General features: G+C 63.8%; 24 protein-coding genes. 10 read left to right on the forward strand and 14 right to left on the reverse strand.

The window, feature by feature from the left end; translation table 11 throughout:
- Positions 1-39 precede the first annotated feature (39 nt).
- The 7 genes from H1204_RS15020 to mpl form a co-directional block, all read right to left on the reverse strand.
- Positions 40-1,071, reverse strand: a complete 1,032-nt coding sequence (locus tag H1204_RS15020) for a 2-dehydro-3-deoxygalactonokinase (RefSeq protein WP_243468517.1) — start codon at positions 1,069-1,071, stop codon at positions 40-42.
- A gap of 23 nt (positions 1,072-1,094) precedes the next feature.
- Entirely contained in the window at positions 1,095-2,048 is a 954-nt protein-coding gene (locus H1204_RS15025; protein WP_180728936.1) for an IclR family transcriptional regulator, read from the reverse strand.
- A gap of 401 nt (positions 2,049-2,449) precedes the next feature.
- A complete protein-coding gene (gene mtgA, locus H1204_RS15030; protein WP_036003906.1) occupies positions 2,450-3,184 on the reverse strand; it encodes a monofunctional biosynthetic peptidoglycan transglycosylase in 735 nt (244 codons plus the stop codon).
- A 59-nt stretch (positions 3,185-3,243) separates the two neighbouring features.
- The gene (gene aroE / locus H1204_RS15035) at positions 3,244-4,116 is read right to left on the reverse strand and encodes a shikimate dehydrogenase (RefSeq protein ID WP_180728937.1); all 873 of its coding nucleotides are present in this window, start codon (positions 4,114-4,116) and stop codon (positions 3,244-3,246) included.
- Positions 4,113-6,194, reverse strand: a complete 2,082-nt coding sequence (locus H1204_RS15040) for an RNB domain-containing ribonuclease (RefSeq protein WP_180728938.1) — start codon at positions 6,192-6,194, stop codon at positions 4,113-4,115. Before H1204_RS15040 ends, aroE begins: the two co-directional genes overlap by 4 nt.
- Positions 6,195-6,329: 135 nt before the next feature.
- Positions 6,330-6,938, reverse strand: coding sequence for a YqiA/YcfP family alpha/beta fold hydrolase (locus H1204_RS15045; protein WP_180728939.1), 609 nt, complete (start codon positions 6,936-6,938; stop codon positions 6,330-6,332).
- Positions 6,935-8,356, reverse strand: a complete 1,422-nt coding sequence (mpl, locus tag H1204_RS15050) for a UDP-N-acetylmuramate:L-alanyl-gamma-D-glutamyl-meso-diaminopimelate ligase (protein ID WP_180728940.1) — start codon at positions 8,354-8,356, stop codon at positions 6,935-6,937. Before mpl ends, H1204_RS15045 begins: the two co-directional genes overlap by 4 nt.
- Positions 8,357-8,582: 226 nt before the next feature.
- Here mpl and H1204_RS15055 point away from each other — a divergent pair, with 226 nt between their 5' ends.
- The 10 genes from H1204_RS15055 (at position 8,583) to H1204_RS15100 (ending at position 17,536) form a co-directional block, all read left to right on the forward strand.
- Positions 8,583-9,236, forward strand: a complete 654-nt coding sequence (locus tag H1204_RS15055; protein ID WP_180728941.1) for a UDP-N-acetylmuramate--alanine ligase — start codon at positions 8,583-8,585, stop codon at positions 9,234-9,236.
- Positions 9,237-9,260: 24 nt separating this feature from the next.
- The gene (locus H1204_RS15060; protein WP_042307944.1) at positions 9,261-9,809 is read left to right on the forward strand and encodes a TlpA disulfide reductase family protein; all 549 of its coding nucleotides are present in this window, start codon (positions 9,261-9,263) and stop codon (positions 9,807-9,809) included.
- A 194-nt stretch (positions 9,810-10,003) separates the two neighbouring features.
- Positions 10,004-10,468, forward strand: coding sequence for a type II 3-dehydroquinate dehydratase (gene aroQ, locus H1204_RS15065; RefSeq protein ID WP_180728942.1), 465 nt, complete (start codon positions 10,004-10,006; stop codon positions 10,466-10,468).
- Positions 10,469-10,536: 68 nt separating this feature from the next.
- Positions 10,537-11,010 (forward strand): acetyl-CoA carboxylase biotin carboxyl carrier protein, encoded by a 474-nt coding sequence (accB, locus tag H1204_RS15070; protein ID WP_180728943.1) that lies wholly within the window; start codon positions 10,537-10,539, stop codon positions 11,008-11,010.
- A gap of 123 nt (positions 11,011-11,133) precedes the next feature.
- Positions 11,134-12,501 (forward strand): acetyl-CoA carboxylase biotin carboxylase subunit, encoded by a 1,368-nt coding sequence (accC, locus tag H1204_RS15075; RefSeq protein ID WP_180728944.1) that lies wholly within the window; start codon positions 11,134-11,136, stop codon positions 12,499-12,501.
- Positions 12,502-12,504: 3 nt separating this feature from the next.
- Positions 12,505-13,407 (forward strand): 50S ribosomal protein L11 methyltransferase, encoded by a 903-nt coding sequence (prmA, locus tag H1204_RS15080; RefSeq protein WP_180728945.1) that lies wholly within the window; start codon positions 12,505-12,507, stop codon positions 13,405-13,407.
- A 59-nt stretch (positions 13,408-13,466) separates the two neighbouring features.
- A complete protein-coding gene (locus H1204_RS15085; RefSeq protein ID WP_180728946.1) occupies positions 13,467-15,311 on the forward strand; it encodes a DUF3426 domain-containing protein in 1,845 nt (614 codons plus the stop codon).
- Positions 15,312-15,404: 93 nt separating this feature from the next.
- Positions 15,405-15,905, forward strand: a complete 501-nt coding sequence (gene tpx, locus H1204_RS15090) for a thiol peroxidase (protein WP_007743647.1) — start codon at positions 15,405-15,407, stop codon at positions 15,903-15,905.
- Between the two features lie 109 nt (positions 15,906-16,014).
- Entirely contained in the window at positions 16,015-16,959 is a 945-nt protein-coding gene (locus H1204_RS15095; RefSeq protein WP_180728947.1) for a carbohydrate kinase family protein, read from the forward strand.
- Positions 16,960-17,047: 88 nt separating this feature from the next.
- Entirely contained in the window at positions 17,048-17,536 is a 489-nt protein-coding gene (locus H1204_RS15100; protein ID WP_036002534.1) for a glycine zipper 2TM domain-containing protein, read from the forward strand.
- 557 nt (positions 17,537-18,093) lie between these two features.
- Here the strand turns inward: H1204_RS15100 and H1204_RS15105 are convergent.
- The 7 genes from H1204_RS15105 to ccsA all read right to left on the reverse strand — a co-directional run bounded on the left by H1204_RS15105 (position 18,094) and on the right by ccsA (position 26,320).
- A complete protein-coding gene (locus H1204_RS15105) occupies positions 18,094-18,699 on the reverse strand; it encodes a histone H1-like DNA-binding protein (protein WP_036003902.1) in 606 nt (201 codons plus the stop codon).
- A gap of 30 nt (positions 18,700-18,729) precedes the next feature.
- Entirely contained in the window at positions 18,730-19,056 is a 327-nt protein-coding gene (locus tag H1204_RS51390) for a hypothetical protein (protein WP_243468518.1), read from the reverse strand.
- Between the two features lie 79 nt (positions 19,057-19,135).
- Complete coding sequence (locus tag H1204_RS15110) at positions 19,136-20,350, reverse strand: ribonucleotide-diphosphate reductase subunit beta (protein ID WP_180728948.1); 1,215 nt, start codon at positions 20,348-20,350, stop codon at positions 19,136-19,138.
- A 580-nt stretch (positions 20,351-20,930) separates the two neighbouring features.
- Positions 20,931-23,933 (reverse strand): ribonucleoside-diphosphate reductase subunit alpha, encoded by a 3,003-nt coding sequence (locus tag H1204_RS15115; protein WP_180728949.1) that lies wholly within the window; start codon positions 23,931-23,933, stop codon positions 20,931-20,933.
- A 499-nt stretch (positions 23,934-24,432) separates the two neighbouring features.
- On the reverse strand, positions 24,433-25,053 hold the full coding sequence (gene ampD, locus H1204_RS15120; RefSeq protein WP_180728950.1) for a 1,6-anhydro-N-acetylmuramyl-L-alanine amidase AmpD: 621 nt from the start codon (positions 25,051-25,053) through the stop codon (positions 24,433-24,435).
- Positions 25,050-25,373 carry a PP0621 family protein gene (locus H1204_RS15125; protein ID WP_180728951.1) on the reverse strand — a complete coding sequence of 108 codons (324 nt, stop codon included), beginning with the start codon at positions 25,371-25,373 and terminating at the stop codon, positions 25,050-25,052. Before H1204_RS15125 ends, ampD begins: the two co-directional genes overlap by 4 nt.
- A 5-nt stretch (positions 25,374-25,378) precedes the next feature.
- Complete coding sequence (gene ccsA / locus H1204_RS15130) at positions 25,379-26,320, reverse strand: cytochrome c biogenesis protein CcsA (protein ID WP_180728952.1); 942 nt, start codon at positions 26,318-26,320, stop codon at positions 25,379-25,381.
- Between the last annotated feature and the right edge of the window lie 4 nt (positions 26,321-26,324).

Raw genomic sequence — 26,324 nt, forward strand, 5'->3', positions numbered from 1 at the left:
TTCGTTGCGCGCCGGCGCGGGTCCTGTTCGGTTCGCGCTTCAGGTGGCCTGCGCGGCGCCCGACGCTTCGCTGACGAGACCCGCTTGCGCCGCGATGCGCCACAAACCGCGCTCGGTCGCCTGCTTCACGAGGTCCGCCTGTTGGCAGCCAAATTGCGCGAGCGCGAGCCGGTAGCGTTCGCACAGCGCTTCGTTGCCGATCAGTTGCAGCGCGCTGCCGGCGAGCGTCGATTGCTGTTGCGCGAGCGCCGCTTCAAGGCCGCTCAGTTCGTGGCCGATCAGCAGGCCGGACAGATAATCGGGTTGCTGCTCACGCGCAAGCTGGCCCGTCAGGCCCAGCGTGCGCGTGCTGAAAATCGTTGCGAGCACGCCGGCCTTGCCCTTGTCGCGCGCGACACGCACGCCGCGCAGGAAAGCATCGGTGTCGGGCTGGTCGGGCGTGAGCATCGTGCGGCCGAGAATCGTGTGCTCGGAGAGCGCCGCGAAGACTTCACCCGTCATGAACGTGTCGAAGCGCTCGATCTGCGCGTCGCGCACCATCACCCACTTCGCGTGCGTGCCCGGCAGGCCGATCAGCAGGCCCTTGCCCGCCGCCGACGGTTCCGCGCAGGCCAGCGCGCCGAAAATCTGCGTTTCCTCGCCGCGCATCACGTTCGGCAGTTCGCCGTTCTGCAGCACGCCGGGCACGATATTCAGCGTCACGCCGCGCGCCGTCTGCACGCGCACGATGCCGTCGACGAGCGCATCGGCGCTGGCGGGCGCATTCACGTACGGCGCTTCCTTCCAGCCTTGCGCGCTGCCGACCATGCCGGCCGCGATCACGGGAAGATCAGGTGCGCGGTCCAGCCACGCACCGACGACGGCATCGAACGCAGCGTCGAATCCGCCTTCCGCCGCCGGACGCGGCAGATTCATGATGCCCGCCGTCGACGCGCGCGTTTCCAGCACTGCGCCGTTCGCATCGAACAGATAGGCGCGCAGCGACGTCGTGCCCCAGTCGAGCGCGATCAGCGCGGCCAATGCACCATGCCCCGCTGCCGCTGCCGTCTGCGCCAGCTGGGTTTGTTCCATGGACAGGGTCGAGCCCGTCTGAGTCATCGTTTGATCCTGCGGGTAGTCGGTTGCGGAACACGCCAGCCCAGTTCTTCCGAAATCGCACGCGCCTCACGCTGCACGACGGGAATCAGCTCGTCCATGCGCTCGAGCGACATGTACGGAATCGTGCTTGCGACCGACAACGCTGCGACGATCGATCCCGACGCGTCGCGCACGGGCGCGGCCACACAGCGGATCGACGCTTCGTTTTCTTCGAGGTCGAAGGTGAAGCCGCCTGCCGAGTAGTTCGTCATGCGCTGCATGAAGGTCTGCTGGTCGGGCCGGTTGTCGGGCTTGAAGCTGACGCCCGCCAGCGCACGGCGCGACGCGTCGAACAGCGACTGCCACTGGTCGGGACCGAGGTCGAGCATCATCGCCTTGCCGATACCCGTCGATGCGAGCGGCATCCGGTGGCCGACGCGCGAGCGCATTTCGAGGCCACGCGTGCCGGGAATCTTGTCGATGTACAGCACGTCGTCGCCGTCGCGCACGCCGAGGTGGATCGTGTCGTGCGTCAGTTCGGCAAGCGACGCCAGATGCGGGCGCGCGACGGTCGTGAGCGGCATCTGTTCGAGCGCGATCGTGCCGAGTTCGATCAGCTTCGGGCCGAGCAGGTAGCCGCCCTGCACCTGGCGCAGATAGCGCGCCTGCACGAGGCTGCTGACGAGCCGGTGCGTGGTGCTGCGCGTCGTGCCGAGCGCGGCGCCGAAGGTGCGCAGGTCGCGTACGCCCGCGGCGGCGGCTTCGAGAATCGCGAGGCCGCGCAGAAGCGTCTGCGTGCCGGCTTGCTGCGGCGTGATGTCGAGCAGCGTGCTCGGCAGGCCGATCGTGTCGGCGGGCGGCGTCGGCACGACCGCGCCGTTGGCGGGACGCGCGGCGGGCTTGCGCGGCGCTTCGGCTTCAGGCGCCTCGGGCGCTTCGGACTCGACGTGAGAGGTCATCGCTTTGTTCATGGCGACTGGCAACAGACAAAAGGTGAGTTACCGCGAAATGCCGGCGTGACGGTGCGCGTCGGGCGTGGTTCGAAGCTGCGCGAGCGTCAGCGCGAGCTTTGCGTTCGCAAGCGCGAGCGGGTTGTGCAGCAAGGTGCTGGAAGGCATGGCGTGGTGTCTCCGATTTTCGTCCCGCTGCGTGCGCCGCGCGTTTTTGCGCTGGCGACGAGGCGGTGTTTCTGGCCGGTTTCGGCTTGTTGAACCGGATTGTAGGGCGCTTTTTTGAGATTCACCAACATATGAGCGTGACGTCCATATTTTGGGAATTGTGTGAAATTGGATGATGCGTGCCCATGCAGAAAGCAAAACGGCGGGTCCCGTTACGGGACCCGCCGTTTCTGTGGCCATTGGGTGTGCGGAACTCAGTCCGGCAGTTCCGCCGCGCCCATCCGGCGCGCGATCACCCGCGCGCGTTGCGTGAGATAGCTGGAAGTACGATGCTCGTCGAAGTATTTCGGTCTCGGCAGCATGACCGCGAGCCGGGCCGACTGCCCGGCCGTCAGCTTCGCGGCCGACGTCTTGAAGTAATAGCGCGCCGCCGCTTCCGCGCCATAGACGCCATTACCCCATTCGACCGAATTCAGATAGATCTCGAAGATGCGCTCCTTGTCCATCAGCGTCTCGAGCATCCAGGTGATGATCAGTTCCTGGCCCTTGCGGATATAGCTCTTTTCACGCGACAGGAACAGATTGCGCGCCAGCTGCTGCGTGATCGTGGAGCCGCCCGCGACGATCTTGCCGCGCGCCTTGTTCTTCTCCCATGCCTGGAGAATCGCGTCCGTCTCGTAGCCGTTGTTATTGGCGAAGTTCGCATCTTCTGACGCGATGATGGCGCGCTTCAGATTGCGTGAGATCTGATCGTAGGGCACCCACGTGTGCTGGATCGACAGATCAGGACGATCTTGCGAAAGACGCCAGGCATCGGAGCGCATGAAGGCCGTCGATTGCGGATTCACGGAGTTCCACACGGCGATCTGCGCGAAATAGAAAAGCTGCGTGGCGACCCACGCGACGACGAACACCGCGCCGGCATACATCACCCAGCGTGCGGGACTCGCTCCGGCCCGCTGCCCCTTCGCGCGCCTCGTCTTTGTCATTGTCGTCGCCATGTCGTGAAATCTGGAGGCGTGCGGTTTTCGCTTTGCCGCTCAGCCGCTCACGCGCTTTGCGGCGCGCGCAGCATCTCGCGCAGCGCGGCGAGCACGGGCGCGCCGTCGGGACGCACGCCGCGCCACACGAAGAACGATTCCGCCGCCTGCTCGACCAGCATGCCGAGGCCGTCGGCTGCGCGTGCGCCGAGCTGGCTGGCGTGCTGCATGAAGACGGTCGGCTGCGCGCCGTACATCATGTCGTACGCGAGCGTGCCCACGCCGAACGCGCCGTCGTCGCACTCGGGCAGCGACGCGTCGAGGCTGCTTGCCGTTGCGTTGACGATCACGTCGTAGGCGCCCGATTCGATCGTCTGCGCGCTGCCGCCCGTCAGACGGCATGCGGCGTCACTGGCCGCGTCGGCGAATTGTGCAACCAGCGCCTCGGCCTTCGATGCCGTGCGGTTCACGATGGTGAGCGATTGCGGCTTGCGTTCGAGCATCGGCAGCACGACGCCGCGCGCCGCGCCGCCCGCGCCGAGCAGCAGCACGCGCGCGCCTTTCAGCGACACGCCCAGGTTCACTTCGATGTCGCGCACGAGGCCGAAGCCGTCCGTGTTGTCGCCGTAGACGCCGCCGTCTTTCTCGAAGCGCAGCGTGTTCACCGCGCCCGCCGCCGCCGCACGCGGCGACAGCGTGGTCGCGAACGCGTGCGCGTCGAGCTTGAACGGCACGGTGACGTTCATGCCGCGCCCGCCTTCGGCGATGAAAGCGCGCACGTGCGACACGAACTGATCGACGGGCGCGAGCAGGCGGCCATATTCGACGGGTTCGCCCGTCTGTTCGGCAAAGCGCGCGTGGATGAGCGGCGACTTGCTGTGCGCAATCGGATTGCCAATCACCGCATAGCGTTCGCGCTGGGTGGTCGTGTCGGTCGTCATTGGCCCTGCTCCGTCGCGTGTTGCGTTGAATCGTTCGAGTCGGCGGGCTGGTCGCCCTCCGGTGCGGCCGTATCGGCTTCGGCTTGCGCTTCGGCTTCGCTTTCGGCGGATTCGTCGGCGGCGTCGATGAGTTCTTCTTCGGTCTCTTCCTCTTCTTCCGCGCCGCTCGTCACGGTCGGCGCGTCGAGCACGTGCAACGGCCGCACCGATGCCTCGACCGTCAGCTCATCCACCGACATCACTTCGAGCATCAGCCGCGTGCCGCGCGCATGCACGCCGAGACCCGGCACGTGCAGCAGCAGCGGCACCTCTTCGAGACGCACGAGATCGCCCTTCACGACGGAAGCGACCACCTGCTTCTTGCCCTCCTGCGTGAGCCAGCGCAGACACCAGAAATACTCCATGCGACGCTGATGATCGGCGTACGCGGTGTAGGTGTCGTCGAAGCCTTGCACGACGGCGAACAGGTCGGCGTCCTTCGGCTTGAACGGCGCCGCGAGCTTGGCCGTCACGCCGTGCTGCACGCACGCGATCAGTTGCCACTGGTTGACGAGGTCGACATAGCGGCGCAGCGGCGACGTGCTCCACGCGTACTGCGACACGCCGAGGCCTTCGTGCGGCGCGGCTGTGGTCTGCATGCGGGTGCGCTTCGGTCCCGTCGGCGCTCCGAACGCGCGCTGTGAGCGATAGATGCCGGGCACGCCGTGATCGTGCAGGAACGCGCCCCACGTCGAGTTCGCGAGAATCGCCAGTTCGGCGACGATCGTGTCGAGCGGCGAACCGCGGCGGCGCGGCGTGATCGACACGTGCTCGCCTTCGACGTAGAAATTGAAGTCCGTATTGCGCTGCACTTCGCGCTTGAGGCCGAAACCGGCGCGCGCCAGCTGGCGCTTCTCGAACAGCGCCTGCGCGAACGGCCACAGCACTGCGATGTCTTCCTTGTGCGGATAGTCGCCCGTGCCGTTGGCGAGCGCCTCTTCCGTGACGAGTTCGTCGAGCGTGTTGTGGCGCAGATTGTTCTTCACGTAGACCAGTTCGGCGCGCGTTTCGCTGACGACGATTTCCTGCGTCTCGCGGTTCACGATGCTGTACAGCGACAGCGCCGGGCGCAAACCGCCTTCGGCCAGCGTGAATTTATCGACGACGGAATCGGGCAGCATCGTGATCTTGTCGCCCGGCATGTAGACGGTGGACAAGCGGCCGCGCGCGATCGCATCGACGGCATCGCCGCGCTCGATGCCGAGCGCCGGCGCCGCGATGTGAATACCGATCCGCACACGCCCGTCGGACAGATGCTCGACGGAGAATGCATCGTCGATTTCCGTCGTGGTCACGTCGTCGATCGAAAACGCTTCGATTTCCGCTTGCGGCAGATCTTCCGGCAGCGCGCCGATCGTCACGGCGGGGAAACCGGTGCCGTGCGGGAAGAATTCCGACAGGAAGCGCGCTTCGTGCAGCGCGCGCGCCGACGGAATGCCGCCGCATTCGAGCATCAGGCGCGCCATCGAAATGCCGCGCGCCGCCGCGGCCGCTTCGAGCGCCTTGTATTCGATCGAATTCTTGTCGGGCTTCGTCAGAAGGCCGAGCGCCTTGCTCTGGAATCCTTCCGGCAGACGGCCCGCCTTCAGTTCCTCTTCGTAGCCCTGCTGCACGAGCGCCTGCTGACGCTTGCGCTCGAGCGACGCGAGCGCCATCTTCAGTTGCTCTTCCGGCGCGCGCTGATACTGGCCGCGCCCCTTGCGGCGGAAATAGATGGGCGAACCGTGCATGCGCAAAATCAGCGCGGCGCGCTCGACGGGCCCGAACGACTCGCCAAAGTATTCGGCGCCGAGCGTGGCAAACGGGAATTCGTCTTCAGGCGCGCATTCCCACAGGAAGTCCAGATCGATGTCCTGTGCGGCGGCATCGGCCTGCTCCATCAGTTCGCCCGCCGACGGCTTCTCGAACTCCATCAGCACGTCTTTCGCGCGAACTTTCGCGCGGCGTCCGCCCGGCAGCTCGACCTGAAACGCGTCGCCTTGACGCGACATCACGTTGCCGGCCTTGAAACTACCCGATTCCTCGAAGAAAACGTTCACTCAATACTCTCGTTCTGGCTTGCGTCGGCCGGCGCGCAGTGCGGTTGCTTCGCGCGTCGGCGTCGTGTTCTGTGTGGTGTTCCGCAACGCGCGTGCCTTGTGCTTCATGGTGGGCGGCGTGCGCGGATCATCGGATCATGCCGCCTCGCGTGGTGCGGGCGGCTCGGTGTCGGCGTCGGCGGCGTCGCAAAACGCGAGCACGTCGTCGACATAGTCGGGAAACTCGCTGATCGCGTGGTCGCTGCCTTCGATCAGTCTGGTCTGCACGCCGGGATAGTGCGCGAGCATTTCGCGGTAATCGAGCACCTCGTCGCCGGTGGCGGCAAACAGATAATAGCGTTCGGGGTGGGTGATCCGCGCGACGCCTAGCGCACGCAACTCATCAAGATGACGCGGTTCGACGACGATGCTGCCGCCGCCGTGCCACAGCGGCTGCTCGCCAAGATAGTGACTGAGATCGCGCTGCGGCACCACGGCGGGATTCAGCAGTATGGCGCGCCAGCCGTGCTTCTCGGCAAGATGGGTCGCGAAATAGCCGCCCAGCGAACTGCCGATCACCGTGACCTGCGCCGGATTCGCCGCCGCGACCCGTTCTTCGACGAGCGCCACGGCTTCCAGCGGCGACACGGGCAGCATCGGACAGCACCATTCGGCGCTGCGGCCAAGCGCCGCAAGACGCTGGGCCATCACGCGCGCCTTGAACGAATTGGGCGAGGAGCGGAAGCCGTGCAGATAGAGAATCACGCGACGCCCCGCGCCTGCGCCGTCGGACGCGCCGACAGCGCGTCGAGCAGTTTCTGGTGTACGCCGCCAAAGCCGCCGTTGCTCATCACGAGCACCTGATCGCCCGGCCGCGCGGCCGCGACGACGGATTTGACGAGCGTGTCGATGTCGTTGAAGGCTTGCGCCTTGTCGCCCATCGGCGCGAGCGCTTCAGCCAGGTTCCAGCCAAGCGCGTCCTTGCCCGCGGACGCGCCGTAGCCGAATACGAGATCGGCGTCGACGAGGCTGGCGGGCAATTGCGCCTTCATCACGCCGAGCTTCATCGTGTTCGAGCGGGGTTCGAGCACGGCGAGAATGCGCGTGTGTTTTCCGTCTTCACCGCGGCCGATGCGCGTGCGCAGACCGGCGACCGTCGTCTGGATGGCTGTCGGGTGATGCGCGAAATCGTCGTAGACCGTCACGCCGTCGACGCTGCCGCGCACTTCCATCCGGCGCTTCACATTGCGGAAGGTCGACAGCGACTTCGCGGCCTGCGCGGGCGGCACGCCGATGTGGCGCGCGGCGGCGATCGCGGCGATCGCGTTCATGCGGTTGTGCTCGCCCTGCACCTGCCAGTCGACTACGCCGACTCGCTCACCGTTGTGATAGACGGCAAAGCGCTCGTCGATGGCGACGCCGTCTTCAGCGGGCAAAGCCTGCCAGCCGCCGTCGACGCCAAAGCGCTCCACTTCGCTCCAGCAGCCGCGCGTAAGCACGCGGTCCAGCGCAGCTTCGCGGCCGTTCGACACGACGCGGCCAATGCCCGGCACCGTGCGCACGAGGTGGTGAAATTGGGTTTCGATCGCGGCGAGATCGGCGAAGATGTCCGCGTGATCGAATTCGAGGTTGTTCAGGACCGCAGTGCGCGGCCGGTAGTGGACGAACTTCGAGCGCTTGTCGAAGAACGCCGTGTCGTACTCGTCGGCTTCGATGACGAAGAAGCTCGAATCCGTCAGACGCGCCGACACGCCAAAATTCAGCGGCACGCCGCCGATCAGAAAGCCCGGGTTCATGCCCGCGTCTTCCAGCAGCCACGTCAGCATCGACGACGTCGTGGTCTTGCCGTGCGTGCCGGCTACGGCCAGCACCCACTTGCCATTCAGCACGTGCTCGCCGAGCCACTGCGGGCCGGACGTGTAAGGCAGGCCGCGATTCAGGATTTCTTCCATCAGCGGATTGCCGCGCGTCACGACGTTGCCGACCACGAACAGATCCGGCTTCAGGTCGAGCTGCTCGACGCCCCAGCCTTCGATCAGCTTGATGCCTTGCGCCTCGAGCTGCGTGCTCATCGGTGGATAGACGCCGGCGTCGCAGCCCGTCACGGTGTGACCGGCATTGCGCGCGAGAACCGCGAGACCACCCATGAACGTGCCGCAGATGCCGAGGATGTGAATGTGCATAAAGCTGTCGCGCCGCAAGGCGTGTTTTGCGTGGAAAGAAGACATGCGCCGGGGACCGGAAAGCCCTCGCGCGAAGGACGACTATTGTAACCGACAGGCCCGCCCTATCTTGATCGGACGTGCTTTTCCGGGCGACGCCGCGCAGCCGCCGAAGCCCCGTTCAAGGCCGCACCCGCGCGACGGCGACGTAAAAAGACCGTCGGGCTTTCTCTAGTATGATTGGCGAATGGTTCGCAAATCACATTTCGATCCGCAGCGCGTGCGCGAGGAAATCGCCATCGCGGCTGCGCGGATGATCGCCGAGGACGGGCTCGACTACTCGACTGCGAAGCGCAAGGCTGCGCGGCAAGTGGTTGGGGAAACGCGCGTCGCGGGCGAATGGCTGCCGGATAACGACCAGATCGAGGAAGAAATCCGCGAATATCAGTCGCTGTTCCAGGGCGACAGCCAGCCGGCCGTGTTGCGCCGGTTGCGCGAAGTCGCGCTGGACTGGATGCTGCGGCTCGCGCCGTTCAATCCGTATCTGACGGGCGCGGTGCTCGGTGGGACGGCGGGCGAGCATTCCGATGTTCATCTGCAAGCCTTCTGCGACGATCCGAAGGAAGTTGCCATTTACCTGTTGAACGCGAACGTGCAGTACGACGTTTCAGAAACGCGGCACTTTGCGGGTCGCGGCTACGTCGAAACATTGAGCTTTCTGTGGCGTCCGGTGAATGAAGGGCGCGACGCCGAGCCCGTGGGTATTCACCTCGCGCTCTACGGCACCGACGATCTGCGCGGCGCAGTCCGCGCCGACGCGCGCGGACGATCCGCACGCGCCGACGTCCGCGCCGTGCAGGCGCTGATCGACGAAAGCGACGCCGCGCGTTCCACGAACTGAACCCTTAACAGACACACTCTCTATATGAAGCGGATTCTGGCAATCGCGGCGGTGGCTGTCGTCGCGACAGCGGGCGGCGCGGTGGCAGGCCACTGGCTGCTCGGCAACAACGACCTTGCGGGCGTCGCGAACGCGGCGCCCGCCGACAGCAACAACGCCGTCAATCAACTGTGGGCGGCGAAAGTGACCAATGCCGACGGCGCGCCGCAGTCGCTCGCCGGTTTCAAGGGACACCCGGTCGTGATCAACTTCTGGGCGTCGTGGTGCGGGCCGTGCGTCGAGGAAATGCCGTCGCTGTCGGCGCTGCACAAGGAATACTCGAAAAAGGGCATCGAGTTCGTCGGGCTCGGCGTCGACTCCGACAAGAACATCAAGGCTTTCCTGCAAAAAGTGCCCGTCAACTACCCGATCTATGTCGCCGGGTTCGGCGGCGCGGACCTCGCGCGCGCCTTCGGCAACAACGCGGGCGGTTTGCCTTACACGGTCGTAATTGACGCAAAAGGCGTCGTACGGTCGACAAAACTCGGCCAGATCAAGCCGGACGAGCTGAAACGCACGCTCGACGCGCTCTGATTCCGACAACTTTTTGACATTTAGTTGAGAACTTTTTGCCTCAGATTGGGCGATATTCACAATAAGATGTCAGAAGTTCGGCGAGTTGCTGCTATCCGGGTAAGGGCGCGAGACGTGCCGCGCGTTCGAGAAACTAGACAAATTTCTCTAATCAGCGCTAAAGTGCGCCCAATTCCACGGAAAACGAACCGACCATGACGCGACTGCTGGTTCTGCACGGCCCCAACCTCAACCTTCTCGGCACCCGGGAACCCGAGGTCTATGGCCGCGTGACGCTCCAGCAGATCGATCAGGCGCTGGCCGACCGCGCAGCGGACGCCCGCGTCGAACTGGCCACCTTCCAGAGCAATCACGAAGGCGCGCTAGTCGATCGCATTCAGGCCGCTCGGACCGAGAAGACCGATTTCATCGTGATCAATCCCGCTGCGTACACGCATACCAGCGTGGCGATCCGGGACGCACTGGCGGGCGTCGGCATCCCGTTCGTCGAGATTCATCTGTCGAACGTGCATCGTCGGGAACCGTTCAGGCATCACTCGTATTTCTCCGACCAGGCAGAGGGCGTCATTTGCGGCCTCGGCTGGAAGGGCTATCTGTACGCACTCGAATATGTGCTCGACCGGTTGGCCGCTGGGACGGCCGGATCGTCGCGCAACTGACAACCCAAAACACGAATTCGGCGCTGGCGGCAAACCGCCGGCGCTTCACGCATTGAAGGGGAAAGCCCATGGATCTACGTAAACTGAAGACTCTGATCGACCTCGTCTCCGAGTCCGGCATCTCCGAACTCGAAGTGACCGAGGGCGAAGGCAAGGTGCGCATCGTCAAGAACGCGCCGCCGGTTTACGTCCAGCAGCCTGGCAACTACGCGCCGCAATACGCTGCGCCGGGCGTGGCGCCCGCTGCTCACGGCGGTGAAGCTCCCGCCGTCGGCGCGCCGGCGACGCCCGCAGCCGTGGCGCCGCAAGGCCATGTCGTGACGTCGCCGATGGTCGGCACGTTCTACCGCGCACCGTCGCCGGGCGCCGATCCGTTCGTGCAGGTCGGCGATACGGTGAAGGAAGGCCAGACCATCTGCATCATCGAAGCAATGAAACTCCTGAACGAGATCGAATCGGATCAGTCAGGCGTCGTCAAGGAAATCCTCGTCGAGAACGGCCAGGCAGTCGAATACGGCCAGCCGCTCTTCGTGATCGGCTGACGCGGCGCGCTGTAGCCATTCGCCATCCGCGCGCCCGCCTTCTTCGGGCGCGCCACCGATCCTCTGAGGCAGCCGCCCGTCCGAACCGGCCCGCGGCGCCCATTGATGAGTCGAATATCCGCTATGTTTGAAAAAATCCTCATTGCCAATCGTGGTGAAATCGCGCTCCGTATCCAGCGCGCGTGCCGCGAACTCGGCGTCAAGACGGTCGTTGTCTATTCCGAAGCCGACAAGGAAGCCAAGTACGTGAAGCTCGCCGACGAGGCGGTCTGCATCGGACCGGCGCCGTCGAACCTCTCGTATCTGAACATGCCCGCGCTAATCAGCGCGGCGGAAGTCACGGACGCCGAAGCGATCCACCCCGGCTACGGCTTCCTGTCCGAAAACGCGGACTTCGCCGAGCGCGTCGAGCAATCGGGCTTCGTGTTCATCGGCCCGCGCCCCGACACGATCCGCATGATGGGCGACAAGGTCACGGCGAAGCAGACCATGATCAAAACGGGCGTGCCCTGCGTGCCCGGTTCCGAAGGCGCGTTGCCCGAAGATCCGAAGGAGATCGTGAAGATTGCGCGCGCGGTCGGCTATCCGGTGATCATCAAGGCGGCAGGCGGCGGCGGTGGCCGCGGCATGCGCGTCGTTCACACGGAAGCGGCGCTCGTGAATGCCGTCAACATGACGCGCGAAGAAGCGGGCCGTGCGTTCGGCAATCCGCAGGTCTACATGGAGAAATACCTGGAGAACCCTCGGCACATCGAAATTCAGGTGCTGACCGACTCGTTCAAGAACGCACTGTGGCTCGGCGAACGCGACTGCTCGATGCAGCGCCGTCACCAGAAGGTGATCGAAGAAGCACCGGCGCCGGGCATCGCGCGCCGTCTGATCGAGCGCATCGGTGACCGCTGCGCGGACGCGTGCAAGAAGATGGGCTATCTCGGCGCGGGCACGTTCGAATTCCTGTACGAAAACGGCGAGTTCTACTTCATCGAAATGAACACGCGCGTGCAGGTCGAGCACCCCGTCACCGAACTGATCACGGGCATCGACATCGTTCAGGAACAGATCCGCATCGCGGCAGGCGAAAAGCTCGCCATCCGCCAGCGCGACATCCAGTTCCGCGGACATGCGATCGAATGCCGTATCAACGCGGAAGATCCGTTCAAGTTCACGCCGTCGCCGGGTCGTCTTACGTCGTGGCATATGCCGGGCGGCCCCGGTATTCGCGTCGATTCGCATGCGTACAACGGCTATTTCGTGCCGCCGAACTATGATTCGATGATCGGCAAGCTGATCGCCTACGGCGCAACGCGCGAACAGGCGATCAAGCGGATGCGCATCGCGCTGTCGGAAATGGTGGTCGAAGGCATTCAGACCAACATTCCGCTGCATCGCGAGCTGATGCTCGACGCGAAGTTTGTCGAGGGCGGCACGAGCATCCATTACCTCGAAAACCGGCTGGCCGCGAAGCTGCAAGCCGCACCGGAAGAAGCGTAAGCAATGAGCTACCGGGAACTGGTCGTCGAACTCGCGCGCGAGCACGCGGAAGCGTTGTCGGACGCGTTGCTCGAACTGGGCGCGCTGTCGGTGTCCGTCGAAGACGCGGATGCCGACACGCCCGACGAGCAGCCGCTGTTCGGCGAGCCCGGTCTCACGCCGGACCGCACCGCGTGGACGCATTCGCGCGTGATCGCGTTGCTGGCGCCGGAACATGAACCGGCCGTGCTGCTCGCGGCCGCTGCGAATGAACTCGGCCTCGCCGATGCGCCGTCGTACAGCGTGCGCGAGGTCGAAGAACAGGACTGGGTGCGCCTCACCCAGTCCCAGTTCGATCCGATTCCGATTGGCGAGCGTATATGGGTCGTGCCGTCGTGGCACGCCGCACCAGATCCTGATGCGCTCGTGCTGGAACTCGATCCGGGCCTCGCGTTCGGCACGGGCAGCCATCCGACCACGCGTCTGTGCATGGAATGGCTCGAGCAGAACGTAAAGCAGGATCAATCGGTGCTCGACTACGGCTGCGGCTCGGGCATCCTTGCGATACTCGCGAAGAAGTGCGGCGCGAACCCTGTGATCGGCATCGACATCGATCCGCAAGCGGTCGAGTCCGCGCGCCACAATAGCGAGCGCAATCGCGCGGAAGTCACGTACGGTCTGCCCGACGATTGCCCCGCGGGCGAGTTCGATATCGTCGTCGCGAATATTCTGTCGAACCCGCTGAAGCTGATGGCGTCGATGCTGTCGTCGAGGGTGAAGCCGGGTGGACGCATTGCGCTGTCGGGCATTCTCGCGCGACAGGCGGATGAAGTAGCACGTGTCTATCAGCAGTGGATCGACATTGCAGTGTGGCGCGAACACGAAGGCTGGGTATGCCTTGCGGGTACGCGACGCGAAAGCAATTAGAATAACGCATATTTGTTTGCTTCCGGCCCCTTAAGGGCTAACCGGTCTATCGGCTCGATATGCTTCTAGCAACACGCTGTCCCTTCTGCGAAACCGTTTTCAGGCTCCAGCCGGAGCAGCTCACGCTGCGCCGCGGACTCGTGCGCTGTGGTCACTGCAAAGAAGTCTTCGATGCATCGAGCAGCCTGTTCGACGTGAGCGACGGCGTGAGCGTCGACAAGGCGAAGCACGTCACGATAGACGACGTGACGGCGCATACGCTCGAAACGCTCGCGAATGGCAGCGTCGCGCCGGCGCCGGAAACGAAGCCTGCTGTCGATGTGCCGCCCGCGCCCGTCGCGGTGCCCGTTGTGACGCACACGGAAGAAGCGGTCACGCCGCAGCCGGCAGAAGCGTTCGATGAGCGCGTCGTCGAGCCACATATCGACAGTGGCGAAGCTCACGCGGAATTGGCCTCCGCCGAACAACACGCTGAGCACGTCGCTGCGCAAGCCGCGCAGCCGGATGTCGATGTCGAGGCTCGCCACGAAGCGGCCGTCCAGGCTTCGCCCGTTGCGGCGCCGTCCGCCGAAGCCGAAGCCGAAGCGGCGCGTGTCGAACCGTCGTTCCCCGCCAGCGAAACTCAACCCGCGTCCCCGGCGGATAAACCCGACTTCCGCGCCGAGGCATGGAACCCGTGGGCGCCCGCGCCCGACGCATCGATCGACCGGCGCATCCGCCACAACGCGTCGACGATCCCGTTCAACCCGGTCACGATTCCGCGTTCCGCGCAGCCGCCGCTGACGCTCGAACTCACCGAATCGCAACCGATGCACCTCGATCAGGCGATCGCACGCGAACCGGTCGCGCCCGAGCCGCACAGCGAAGTGCCCGTCGAAGCGCGAGCTGGGGCAAACGTCGAGCCCGCTGTCGAGACGCAAGCGGAGCCGAAGTTCGAAGGACCGTCTGAGCAGCAAGCGCACCAGAAAGCGGAACCCATCTTCGGCGCAACGCCCGCACACGAAGCCGAGCCTGCCATCCACGAGCCGCCGCACGCGTGGCGCGAACCCGAGTCTCTGCGCGAGCCTGCAGAGGCACGCCACGATCAGACCGCGAACGAAACGAAGCGCGAAGCGGAAGCGCCGCTGCACGAATCGTTCGACGACGTGTTGCGCGAATCGCGTCGCGACGAACACGCCAAGCCTGTGTTCGAAGACGAGGACAGCACCGTCATCCCGTCCGCCGAGCACGCTGGACATGCCGGGCATGCGGCACAAGGCCGCGAGCGCGAACCGTTCTTCGGCGCGCCGTCGGCCGAACCCGATCTCGAACCGCGCTTCGGCGCAGCCGCGCGCGAACCCTATAACGCCCCTTTCGCCGCCACACCCGACAGCGACAACGATGCATTCGCCGTCACGCGCGAACCGCGCCAGCCCGAGTCGAGCCGCTTCGTGTGGCAGGTACTGGGCGGCGTTGCGGCAGGCCTGCTTGGCTTCCTGCTGCTCGTGCAGCTCGCCTGGTGGCAGCGCGAAACGGTGATGGTCGCGTGGCCCGATGCGCAGTCGCTGTTCGTGAAGGCCTGCGCGCATCTCGGCTGCAAGGTCGAGCCGCCGCGCGATATCGACGGTTTGCTGGTCGAGCCGTCGGACCTGCGGCAGGTGGACGGTCCGCACAAGCTCGAACTGAAGATGCCGCTGCGCAACCGCTTCGATCTCGCGCTCGCGTATCCCGCCGTCGAACTGACGCTGCTCGACGAGAACAACAACATCGCCATGCGGCGCGTGCTGTGGCCGCAAGACTATGTGAAACCCGGCACGCCGATTGCGGCGGGCCTTCCCGCCCGCACGACGCAGACGATGATCGTGCGCCTCGATACCGGCGATGCCGTCGCCTCGAATTTCCGCGTGCAGATCTTCTATCCGTAACGGACAGCTCTGCGGCGCGCGCAGGTTTTCCGCGCGCCCGGCACGAACCGGGCGCGCATCCCGTCAATCCCTGACGAATCTTCGGAGCACAACATGAGTCAAGTCACGCTGGGTGGCAACCCGATCGAAGTCGCTGGCACGTTCCCGTCCGTGGGCCAGGCAGCGCCCGCCTTCTCGCTCGTCGGCAAGGATCTGAAGCCGCTGACGCTCGCTGACTTCGCGGGCAAGCGCAAGGTGCTGAACATCGTTCCGAGCCTCGACACGCCGACCTGCGCAACCTCGACGCGCAAGTTCAACGAAGCTGCCGCGAAGCTGAGCAACACGGCTGTGATCGTCGTCTCGGGCGATCTGCCGTTCGCGGCTTCGCGCTTCTGCACGACGGAAGGCATCGAAAACGTCGTGACGGCATCGACCTTCCGCGGCCATGAGTTCGCGCAGGCGTACGGCGTCGACGTGACGAGCGGTCCGCTGACGGGCCTGACGGCACGCGCCGTCGTCGTCGTCGACGAAAACGACAAGGTCGTGCACGCCGAGCTCGTCAGCGAAATCAAGAACGAGCCGAACTACGACGCAGCGCTCGCCGCGCTGAAGTAAGCTTCATATTTGCGTCGACACAGCGCCGCGCCCGCTTCACTCCGGGCGCGGCGCTGTCACATCGTCGCACCCTTTTTCCATCCGATCGACACTTATAGGAACGCTCGCCTTGGCTACGCTGATTTGCGGCTCGCTCGCCTACGACAACATCATGACCTTCGAAGGGCGCTTTCGGGAGCACATCCTGCCGGAACAGGTCCACATCCTGAACGTCAGCTTCCTCGTGCCGACGATGCGTCGCGAGTTTGGCGGCTGCGCAGGCAATATCGCCTACTCGCTGCATCTGCTCGGCGGCGATGCGCATATCATGGCGACGCTCGGCGCCGTCGATGCGCAGGTGTACATCGACCGTCTCGACACGCTCGGCCTGTCGAAAGAGCACGTGCGCGTGCTGCCCGACACGTACTCGGCGCAGGCGATGATCACGACCGACCTCGAGAACAATCAGATCACGGCATTCCACCCGGGCGCGATGATGCAATCGCATCTGAACCGCGCGGACCAGCCCGGCGTGAAGCTCGGGATCGTCGCGCCGGACGGCTTCGACGGGATGATCCAGCACTCCGAACAGTTCGCGGCGGCGGGCACTCCGTTCATCTTCGATCCGGGCCAAGGGCTGCCCCTCTTCGACGGCGCGTCGCTGCGCCGCATGATTGAACTTGCCACCTACGTCGCAGTCAATGATTACGAAGCTGCGCTGGTGAGCAACAAGACAGGCTGGTCGATCGAAGAGATTGCTAGCCACGTCGATGCGCTGATCGTGACGCGCGGCGAGCACGGGGCGCAGATTCACCATGCAGGCGGCATCGAGGAAATTCCGGCCGTCAAGGCAAAGCAGGTGCTGGACCCCACGGGTTGCGGCGATGCGTTCCGGGGCGGTCTGCTGTACGGCATCGAGAAGGGTCTGGGCTGGGCAACCACCGGCCGTCTCGCGAGCCTGATGGGCGCGCTCAAGATCGAGCATCAAGGGCCGCAGAATTATGCGCCGTCGCGCGCGGAGATCAACGAACGGTTCAAGCAGGCATTCGGTTACGAACTGCCGCAGGGCGCCTGACGCAATCGGGTAGTGCGCGCTGCGCATATACCGCGCCTGACCGCTCGGGTTTGAGGGGCTCGAAACGAGCCCGTTTGGAGTAAAGGGAATGAAAACAACGAGTCGTACGTTGAGTCGCCTGGTACTTGGCGCGGTGATCGCGGGTTCGCTCGCCATGACGGGCTGTGCGTACAACAGCAGTTCCGCTGATGTCTATACGTCATCGCAGGCGCAGCGCGAAGAGACGGTGCGCATGGGCGTTGTCGACAGCGTGCGCGCGGTCAAGATCAGCTCGAACAATGGCCAGCCTAGCGGCATTGGGGCGATTGGTGGCGGTGCGCTTGGCGCGGTCGCTGGCAGCGCGATCGGCGGCGGGCGTGGATCGATTTTGACGGGTATTGTTGGCGGCCTGGCGGGCGCTGTTGCGGGTAATACGATCGAGAACAGCACGGCGATGCGAGATGGCGTCGAGATTACCGTGCGGCTCGATAATGGCGATATGCGCGCCATTACGCAAAGCGCGACGGGTGAGATTTTTCGCGCAGGCGAGCGGGTTCGACTGTTGTCGAGTGGTGGTGTGACTCGCGTTACGCATTGAGCTTTTCTGTTTTCCCTGCCGGCGGCGTGGAAGCGCTGTGACGGCAACCTCACACGCATGTGCTCCCCTGTGCATGCGTTTTTTTTTGCCTTTTGGGGCGGCGGGCCCCTTGTTGGCGGCTGATTTTGTCTGTTGATCGGGGTTTGGTTTTTGCGGTTTGTTCGCGCGATGTGGCGGTTTGCTTTGGCTTTGCGTTGGCGCTTTGCGCTGGCGCTTTGCGCTGGCATCCGCGCTATGCCGTCGTGCTTCAAGCGTCGCCCCTGTGCGGGGCGACGCTTGAAGCACGCTAACGCATCGCGGATGCCAGCGCAAAGGCAAAAAAACCAAACAACTTGCACAGCAAACACCATTGCGCGGAGGCCAGCGCAGGGACAGCTCGCTGATGCGCGCGCCCCCCAATGCCCCCTGACCTCACCGTCGAAGACAAACCAAAACCAAAACCGAAACCAAAAACCAAAAAACAAAAAATCCCGCCACCAGTCACCCGGCGACGGGATCAACGCTGATCGAGCAACAACCCCTACTCAATCAACCGACGCACTCACGTGCGTCATTACTTACGGACGGCTGCCCGTCGGGAACGGCCATGCTGCAGCCGGGTTCAGAGCCGTCTTCACCGTAGCAGCCGGCGCCGTCGAAGCAGCGGGCGCAGCCGGAGCAGGTGCTGCCTTCTTCGCAACAGCCTTCTTCGCAGGGGCAGCCTTCTTCGCAGGCGCAGCGGCCTTCTTCGCGGCAGCCTTCTTCGCAGGGGCAGCCTTTTTGGCGGCAGCCTTTTTCGCAGGCGCCTTCTTCGCAGCGGCCTTCTTAGCTGCAGCCTTCTTCGCCGGCGCTGCCTTCTTCGCAGCAACCTTCTTCACGGCGACTTTCTTCGCTGCAACCTTCTTCGCTGCAGCCTTCTTCGCCGGCGCTGCCTTCTTCGCAGCAACCTTCTTCACGGCAACTTTCTTCGCTGCAACCTTCTTCGTTGCGACCTTCTTCGCCGCTGCCTTCTTCGCCGGTGCTGCCTTCTTCGCTGCAACCTTCTTCACGGCGACTTTCTTCGCAGCGACTTTCTTGACTGCAACCTTCTTCACCGCTGCCTTCTTCGCCGGAGCAGCCTTCTTCGCAACGACCTTCTTCGCTGCAGCCTTCTTGGCTGCCGGTTTCTTCTTGGCGAGTGCCATCATTTTCTCCTTCAGGTTTTCAGATGAGAGTCAGTTCAAACTACACCCTTCGTCAAAACCCGCTTCCCGCAGACGCTTCTCACGGCGGCCACTGCGAAGCGGGCTATTCATCGGCGTACGCAGCTCCAGCGCGCTTACGCTAATGAATACGGTAAGGCGCGCAGTGCCATCGGGCACAGCGCGCCAAGTCCAGTCGGCGCCCAATCTCGGCGCCGCGAATCGTTTGATCGAGCCGCTCGCTTTACGGCGAACGGCTTTTTCCGGGGGGAAGTTTGCCCATCCCACTGAAGGGTTCGCAAAGTGCCTGTGATCTTTATAGGCCGTGGTTATCCACGGCGCACCGGGCACGCTCTGCATCAGGCGGTCATGCTCCTCACCAAACTTGCCGCGGCACAGCCAGCGGCAACCCCATCAAATACATATGCGACGCGTTGGGTTATTCCCAGGACAGCGCGCCACCGGTCTGATATTCGATAACCCGAGTCTCGAAGAAGTTGCGTTCCTTCTTCAGGTCGATCATCTCGCTCATCCAAGGGAACGGGTTTTCCTCGTTCGGGAACAGCGGATCGAGACCGATCTGCTGGCAACGGCGGTTGCAGATGAAGCGCAGATAGCTCTTGAACATCGACGCATTGAGGCCGAGCACCCCGCGCGGCATCGTGTCTTCTGCGTAGCGATATTCGAGGTCGACCGCAGCCTTGAAGATTTCGCGGATCTCCGCGCGGAACTCAGCCGTCCAAAGATGCGGGTTTTCGAGTTTGATCTGGTTGATCAGGTCGATGCCGAAATTGCAGTGCATCGACTCGTCACGCAGGATGTATTGGTACTGTTCCGCCGCGCCCGTCATCTTGTTCTGGCGGCCGAGCGCCAGGATTTGCGTAAAGCCGACGTAGAAGAACAGCCCTTCCATCACGCACGCGAACACGATCAGCGACTTGAGCAGCTTCTGGTCCGCCTCGAGCGTACCCGTCTTGAAGGCCGGGTCGGTCAGCGTGTGGATGAACGGAATCAGGAATTCGTCTTTGTCGCGGATCGACTTGACTTCGTGATACGCGTTGAAGATTTCGCCCTCGTCGAGACCGAGCGACTCGACGATGTACTGGTATGCGTGCGTGTGGATCGCCTCTTCGAATGCCTGGCGCAGCAGGAACTGGCGGCATTCGGGCGCCGTGATGTGGCGGTACGTGCCAAGGACGATGTTGTTCGCGGCAAGCGAGTCGGCCGTGACGAAGAAGCCGAGGTTGCGCTTGACGATGCGGCGCTCGTCTTCAGTCAGACCGTTCGGGTCCTTCCAGAGAGCGATGTCACGCGACATGTTGATTTCTTGCGGCATCCAGTGGTTCGCGCAACCGGAGAGGTACTTCTCCCACGCCCACTTGTATTTGAACGGCACGAGCTGATTGACGTCAGTCTGGCCGTTGATGATGCGTTTGTCGGCGACATTCACGCGCGCTTCGGAAGCGACTGCCGGCTGAACCGGCGGAGCGACTGCGAAGTCGTTCGCGAAGATGTTTTGAGCCGAGGGAGCTTGATGAGCGGAACGCGTTTCGACTTGCGAACCGACAGCCGTTCCCGCAGCGTTGCGCAACACGTTTTGTTGCGAAGCACTCGAGGGAGTTACGGCAGTGATCTCGTCATCCCAGTTGAGCATAAATGTCACCATCAATTTAGATCGGTTTGTACCATCTTTTCACGAGCGTTAAAAGGGTCCGCTCATGAAAAATCCTGTTTTCGAATCGCGTTGCGACCTACATACAACACTTTGTTCATCGGTGTGTGAAGGTCGCTCGTTGCGATTCGATCGAAACGTGTGTCGATGAAGCACGATGCACGATCGAAAGCGCGTTGCTTCAGTGATGCGTATGCGTTGCTTCTGCGTTGTTCCGAACTCGAAACGTTGCTGCTTCGCTTGCGTTGCACGTGTCGTACGAAGCGTGTCCGGTGCGTGATGTATCGGCATCTCGCCGCTCGCTCTACGACTTCATCATGCGAGCGCCGTTCAGGGTTTTCTCGCACGTGTCGATGAGGTGTAGCACGTGATGTTCCTCGCTGCGTCGCGTGCTGCTCTTCCGACTGCAACGAGCGCCACGCTGGCTTCGTGTCGCGATGAGCGGCGCGTTCCGCTGACTCCGCTCATCGCCTGCTGCTGATCTGCTACTGCCTGTCTGCTGCTTTGCTACTACCGCCGGCGAGCGCCGGCGGCTGACTCACTACTATATGAAGCGTCGCGCTTACTGGCAGGCTTCGCACTCTTCGAAGCCAGGATCGCCCGGACGCATCATGCACACGGGACCATCCGCTTCGGGCGCTGCTTCGACTGCGGGCACTGCGGTTGCGGCGGAAGCCTGGAAGCCGCCCGTCACACCCGACGAACCCACACCGCCGCCAACGCCGTAACCACCCGCTGCGCCACCTGCACCACCCGCGCCGCCGTCGCTCGACGGCACTGCGTTCAGCGCGCCGTGTGCGACCGTCGACTTCTCGACGTGCGTTGCCGCCATCGTGCGGAGGTAGTACGTCGTCTTCAGACCGCGCAGCCACGCGAGCTTGTAGACCTCGTCGAGCTTCTTGCCTGACGCGCCTGCCATGTAGATGTTCAGCGACTGAGCCTGATCGATCCACTTCTGACGGCGCGACGCCGCTTCGACCAGCCACGTTGCATCGACTTCGAACGCGGTCGCGTAGATTGCGCGCAGGTCGCCCGGCACGCGGTCGATGCGCGACAGCGAGCCGTCGAAGTACTTCAGGTCGGCGACCATCACTTCGTCCCACAGGCCGCGCGCCTTCAGGTCACGCACGAGGTAGTCGTTCACCACCGTGAATTCGCCCGACAGGTTCGACTTCACATACAGGTTCTGGAACGTCGGCTCGATACATGCAGACACGCCGATGATGTTCGAGATCGTCGCCGTCGGCGCGATTGCGACGCAGTTCGAGTTGCGCATGCCGTACGTCGAGATGCGCGAACGCAGCGACGCCCAGTCCATCGATTCGCTCGAATCCACTTCGATGTAGCCGCCGCGCGCTTCCTCGAGCAGCTTCAGCGTGTCCTGCGGGAGGATGCCGCGATCCCACAGCGAACCGCGGTAGGTCGCGTAACGGCCGCGCTCTTCCGCCAGTTCCGTCGACGCCCAGTATGCGTAGTAGCAGACGGCTTCCATCGAACGGTCGGCGAACTCGACGGCTTCCTGCGATGCGTACGGCGTGCGCAGCACGTGCAGGCAATCCTGGAAGCCCATGATGCCCATCCCGACCGGGCGGTGCTTCAGGTTCGAGTTACGCGCCTTCGCAACCGCGTAGTAGTTGATGTCGATCACGTTGTCGAGCATGCGCATCGCGACGCTGATCGTGCGCTTCAGCTTGTCGTGGTCGAGCACAACCGTGCCGTCCGCCTGTTCCTTCAGGTGCGCGACGAGGTTCACCGAGCCGAGGTTGCAGACGGCGATTTCGGTGTCGCTCGTGTTCAGCGTGATTTCCGTGCACAGGTTCGACGAGTGGACGACGCCGACGTGCTGTTGCGGCGAGCGCACATTGCACGGGTCCTTGAACGTGATCCACGGGTGGCCGGTTTCGAACAGCATGCCGAGCATCTTGCGCCACAGCTGCGCCGCCGGGATCTTCTTGAACAGCTTGATCTCGCCACGTGCCGCTTTCTCTTCGTAAGCCGTGTAGGCCTTCTCGAAGTCCGCGCCGAACAGGTCGTGCAGGTCCGGGCAGGTGGACGGCGAGAACAGCGTCCAGTCGCCGCCTTCGTGAACGCGCTTCATGAACAGGTCGGGAATCCAGTTCGCCGTGTTCATGTCGTGCGTGCGGCGACGGTCGTCGCCCGTGTTCTTACGCAGCTCGAGGAATTCTTCGATGTCCAGGTGCCACGATTCCAGGTACGCGCACACCGCGCCCTTGCGCTTGCCGCCCTGGTTCACGGCGACAGCCGTGTCGTTGACCACCTTCAGGAACGGCACGACGCCTTGCGACTTGCCGTTGGTGCCCTTGATGTGCGAGCCGAGCGCACGCACGCGCGTCCAGTCGTTGCCCAGACCGCCGGCGAACTTCGACAGCAGCGCGTTTTCCTTCAGCGCTTCGTAGATGCCGTCGAGGTCGTCGTCCACCGTCGTCAGATAGCACGACGACAGTTGCGAACGGCGCGTGCCCGAGTTGAACAGCGTGGGCGTCGACGACATGAAGTCGAACGACGACAGCACGTTGTAGAACTCGATCGCGCGCGCTTCGCGGTCGATCTCATTCAGCGACAGGCCCATCGCAACACGCATAAAGAATGCCTGCGGCATTTCGATGCGCGTGCCGTCGGCATGCAGGAAGTAGCGGTCATACAGCGTTTGCAGACCGAGGTAGCCGAACTGCAGGTCGCGGTTTGCATCGAGTGCGGCGCCCAGACGCTTCAGGTCGAACTGCAGCAGCTTTTCGTCGAGCAGTTCGGCGTTCACACCGCGCTTGATGAAGAGCGGGAAGTATTCGGCGTAACGCTCGCCCATTTCGGCTTGCGTGACTTCTTCTTCGAGGATCTCGCGGCGGATCGTGTGCAGCAGGATGCGAGCCGTGACCTGGCTGTACGCCGGGTCCTTTTCGATCATCGTGCGCGCAGCGAGGATGGCCGAGTCGTAGACCTGGCTCATCGGCACGCCGTCGTACAGGTTCTTGATCGTTTCCGTGACGATCGGCTCGGCGCTCACGGCGTCGCCCAGATTCGAGCATGCGGATTCGATGATGCCGCGCAGCGCTGCCATGTCGAGCGGACGCGTGATGCCGTTGTCGGTCACGTTCAGACCCGACGTGCCTGCTACTGCTTCCGGCTCATGGCCGCGCTCCTGGCTGCGCTTCTCGCGGTACAGCACGTAAGCGCGCGCGACGTTGTGCTCACCCGTGCGCATCAGCGCGAGTTCGACCTGATCCTGAATGTCTTCGATATGGAACGTGCCGCCATTCGGACGGCTGCGCACCAGCGCGCGCACGACGTTCTGCGTGAGTTGCTCGACCAGTTCGCGAACGCGTGCCGACGCCGCGCCCTGACCACCGTTGACGGCCAGAAATGCCTTCGTCACGGCGATGGCGATTTTCGAAGGCTCGAACGACACCACGCTACCATTGCGACGGATCACCTTGTAGTCGGCGTAGCTCGTCTGCGGCGCGAGCGCTGCTGCGCCCTGTGCGAGCGCTTCGGGGCGGCCAGCGGGTGCGCCTTCGAACCGGGTCGTCACGTTGTCGGTGGTTTGCATGTGCAAAGCTCCTGGTCTTGGAATAGTGCGGAGTTACCGCGGATTAGTACAAACGCTGCGCCACCCCGGACGCATGCGATGAGGGTGAAGAGTAGGAACAGCGGGAACCTTGAAACAGAGAGGCCGGATGCGACAGATCCGTCGGGACGTACTTCAACGTTGTGTGTGTCGCGATCACTTGGCTGTGCCTTTTTCTTCGAATTTGCCGGCGCACCGTTTGTCGTAACTGGTTGCGCCGCATCAGATTTTTCAGTGCCGGTAATGCTGACGGCGCCATGCTCATGGAGCGGGGCGCCGCCTGACAAACACTACATCTTGTGCAAAAACTGATTAACGGCACGAAGTATAGTGTACTGAACCGTGATCGCAAATTCTTTTATTTGGTCTGACGATCTTGACTTTTGCGATGCCCGCGTCGGAAAAAGCTGTCGGGGAAATGACGCGCGCTCACAGCGTGCTTGCGCTGTCTGTTGGATACCGCACAGAAAAAGTCACGCGCTTACGGGGTTATCGGCGCGCGCGTCGACGGATGCAGATAGGGGAAGTACTGATCGGCGAGCGCGGTGTCGCGTTGCAAACGCGGCCAGTCGAAGTGTGGACCGGGATCGGTCTTGCGGCCCGGCGCGATGTCCGAGTGGCCCGCGAGCGCTTCGATCGCGTAGTGCGCGGCGAGTGCCTGCACGAGCGGTGCGAGCGTCTCGTATTGCGCCGCTTCGAACGCCGATGCGTCGCTGCCTTCGAGCTCGATGCCGATCGAAAAGTCGTTGCAGCGTTCGCGTCCGAAAAAGCTGGACGCACCCGCGTGCCACGCGCGTTCGTCGCACGACACGTACTGTTCGAGCGCGCCGTCGCGATGGATCACGAAATGCGCGGACACCCGCACGTCGCGCAGATGTGCGTCGTAGTACGGATGCGCGTCGCAGTCGAGACGGTTGAGGAAGAGATCCGTGATGCCCGTGCCGCCGAATTCGTTCGGCGGCAGGCTGATGTTGTGGACGACGATCAGCGTCGGACGTGCGCCGTTCGGCCGCACCTCGAAATTCGGCGACGGCAGCTTGCTGGCTTCGTTGATCCAGCCGTTTGCATCGACGGTGAAACGCGCGGTGGCGTGTGCCGTCATCGCGCGTCGCGGCCCGTCGGACGGGCGGCGTAACGCTGCGCGTGATCGTGCGAGCAGAACGTCTGGCCCGCGACGAGCACGGAATCGCTCTTTGGCGCATGCACGCCGCATTGGGCGCAACGGATCATCGGCTCGGCGAGTTGAGCGGCGGGCTTGCCGTTCGCGCTACCGCTCGCGTGACCATTGGTGCGCGCGCTGGCGCCGGCGTCGCCGCCCGCACTTGTGCGCGCCGATGTGCGCGATGCGTCGGCGCGGCGCAGTGCCTTCACCAGCCACTGGCCAACGATGAACAACAGAATCAGCAGAAAAATTTGTCGCATGACACTCAGACCACAGGACGGTGCAACAGCACCTCGAAAACAAAACGGCTGCCGACATACGCGAGCAGCAGCGCGACAAACGACGCGAGCACCCAGCGCAATGCCGCGCGGCCGCGCCAACCCGACACCTTGCGCGCCGTCAGCAGCGCGCCGAACATGACCCACGACAGCAGCGCGAACACGGTCTTGTGATCGAGCTGAAGCGCGCGGTCGAGCAGTTGTTCGTTGAACAGCATGCCCGAGACCAGCGTCAGCGTAAGCAGCACGAAACCCGCGCCGATCAGACGGAACAGCAGCGTCTCCAGCGTAAGCAGCGGCGGCAGCGTGTCGAGCCAACTCGACAGCCAGCCGTCGTTGCTCGCGGCGCTCTGACGCGCAAGCCCACCGCCGCGCATCGCGTGGAGACGCCGCTCGACGAGCAGCATCAGCACCGCATGCAGCGCGGCGATCACGAACAGACCATACGCGACGTTGGCGATCAGGAAGTGCAGCTTGAACAGCGGATCGGCGGCGTACGACAGCACGTGCACGCCGTTGAACACGAGCGGCAGCAGCGACGCGATGCACGCGAGCGGCAGCACGAGCAGACGCAGGCCGTCGAGCGGAAAAAAGAAACTCTCGATCCAGTAGATACCCGCGCCGAGCCAGAACATCGCGGACAGCGCGAACGCGAAGCCGAACACCATCGCGTCGTGCGGAAAAATGGTGGTGTGCAGCAGCACGCCGTGCGCGAGCAGCGCGACGAGCAGCACGATGCGCGTCGTCATCGACATGCCGGCGGAGGCGGCCGCCAGCCCTCGCCCGCCCGCGGGCAGCGGCGCAGCGGGAGACAGCGGCGACACGCTCTCGAGCATCGGCGCGGCCGCCGCCTGCCGGTGCGCGCGCCAGCCTGCGACGGCGAGACCGCCGTACAGGAGCGCAGTGAGGGCATACAGTACAATATCCATATTC

It is taken from the genome of Paraburkholderia sp. PGU19, assembly GCF_013426915.1.
In the GTDB taxonomy this organism is placed as follows: domain Bacteria; phylum Pseudomonadota; class Gammaproteobacteria; order Burkholderiales; family Burkholderiaceae; genus Paraburkholderia.

Bases quoted from the DNA above. Each gene is read 5' to 3' on its own strand.
- aroE (WP_180728937.1), bottom strand. From the start codon at position 4,116: ATGACGACCGACACGACCACCCAGCGCGAACGCTATGCGGTGATTGGC.
- H1204_RS15105 (WP_036003902.1), bottom strand. From the start codon at position 18,699: ATGGCACTCGCCAAGAAGAAACCGGCAGCCAAGAAGGCTGCAGCGAAG.
- H1204_RS15055 (WP_180728941.1), top strand. From the start codon at position 8,583: ATGGTTCGCAAATCACATTTCGATCCGCAGCGCGTGCGCGAGGAAATC.
- prmA (WP_180728945.1), top strand. From the start codon at position 12,505: ATGAGCTACCGGGAACTGGTCGTCGAACTCGCGCGCGAGCACGCGGAA.
- H1204_RS15110 (WP_180728948.1), bottom strand. From the start codon at position 20,350: ATGCTCAACTGGGATGACGAGATCACTGCCGTAACTCCCTCGAGTGCT.
- ampD (WP_180728950.1), bottom strand. From the start codon at position 25,053: ATGACGGCACACGCCACCGCGCGTTTCACCGTCGATGCAAACGGCTGG.
- accC (WP_180728944.1), top strand. From the start codon at position 11,134: ATGTTTGAAAAAATCCTCATTGCCAATCGTGGTGAAATCGCGCTCCGT.
- mpl (WP_180728940.1), bottom strand. From the start codon at position 8,356: ATGCACATTCACATCCTCGGCATCTGCGGCACGTTCATGGGTGGTCTC.
- H1204_RS15100 (WP_036002534.1), top strand. From the start codon at position 17,048: ATGAAAACAACGAGTCGTACGTTGAGTCGCCTGGTACTTGGCGCGGTG.
- ccsA (WP_180728952.1), bottom strand. From the start codon at position 26,320: ATGGATATTGTACTGTATGCCCTCACTGCGCTCCTGTACGGCGGTCTC.
- accB (WP_180728943.1), top strand. From the start codon at position 10,537: ATGGATCTACGTAAACTGAAGACTCTGATCGACCTCGTCTCCGAGTCC.
- H1204_RS15085 (WP_180728946.1), top strand. From the start codon at position 13,467: ATGCTTCTAGCAACACGCTGTCCCTTCTGCGAAACCGTTTTCAGGCTC.
- aroQ (WP_180728942.1), top strand. From the start codon at position 10,004: ATGACGCGACTGCTGGTTCTGCACGGCCCCAACCTCAACCTTCTCGGC.
- H1204_RS15025 (WP_180728936.1), bottom strand. From the start codon at position 2,048: ATGAACAAAGCGATGACCTCTCACGTCGAGTCCGAAGCGCCCGAGGCG.
- H1204_RS15020 (WP_243468517.1), bottom strand. From the start codon at position 1,071: ATGGAACAAACCCAGCTGGCGCAGACGGCAGCGGCAGCGGGGCATGGT.
- mtgA (WP_036003906.1), bottom strand. From the start codon at position 3,184: ATGACAAAGACGAGGCGCGCGAAGGGGCAGCGGGCCGGAGCGAGTCCC.
- tpx (WP_007743647.1), top strand. From the start codon at position 15,405: ATGAGTCAAGTCACGCTGGGTGGCAACCCGATCGAAGTCGCTGGCACG.
- H1204_RS15060 (WP_042307944.1), top strand. From the start codon at position 9,261: ATGAAGCGGATTCTGGCAATCGCGGCGGTGGCTGTCGTCGCGACAGCG.
- H1204_RS51390 (WP_243468518.1), bottom strand. From the start codon at position 19,056: ATGCAGAGCGTGCCCGGTGCGCCGTGGATAACCACGGCCTATAAAGAT.
- H1204_RS15125 (WP_180728951.1), bottom strand. From the start codon at position 25,373: ATGCGACAAATTTTTCTGCTGATTCTGTTGTTCATCGTTGGCCAGTGG.
- H1204_RS15115 (WP_180728949.1), bottom strand. From the start codon at position 23,933: ATGCAAACCACCGACAACGTGACGACCCGGTTCGAAGGCGCACCCGCT.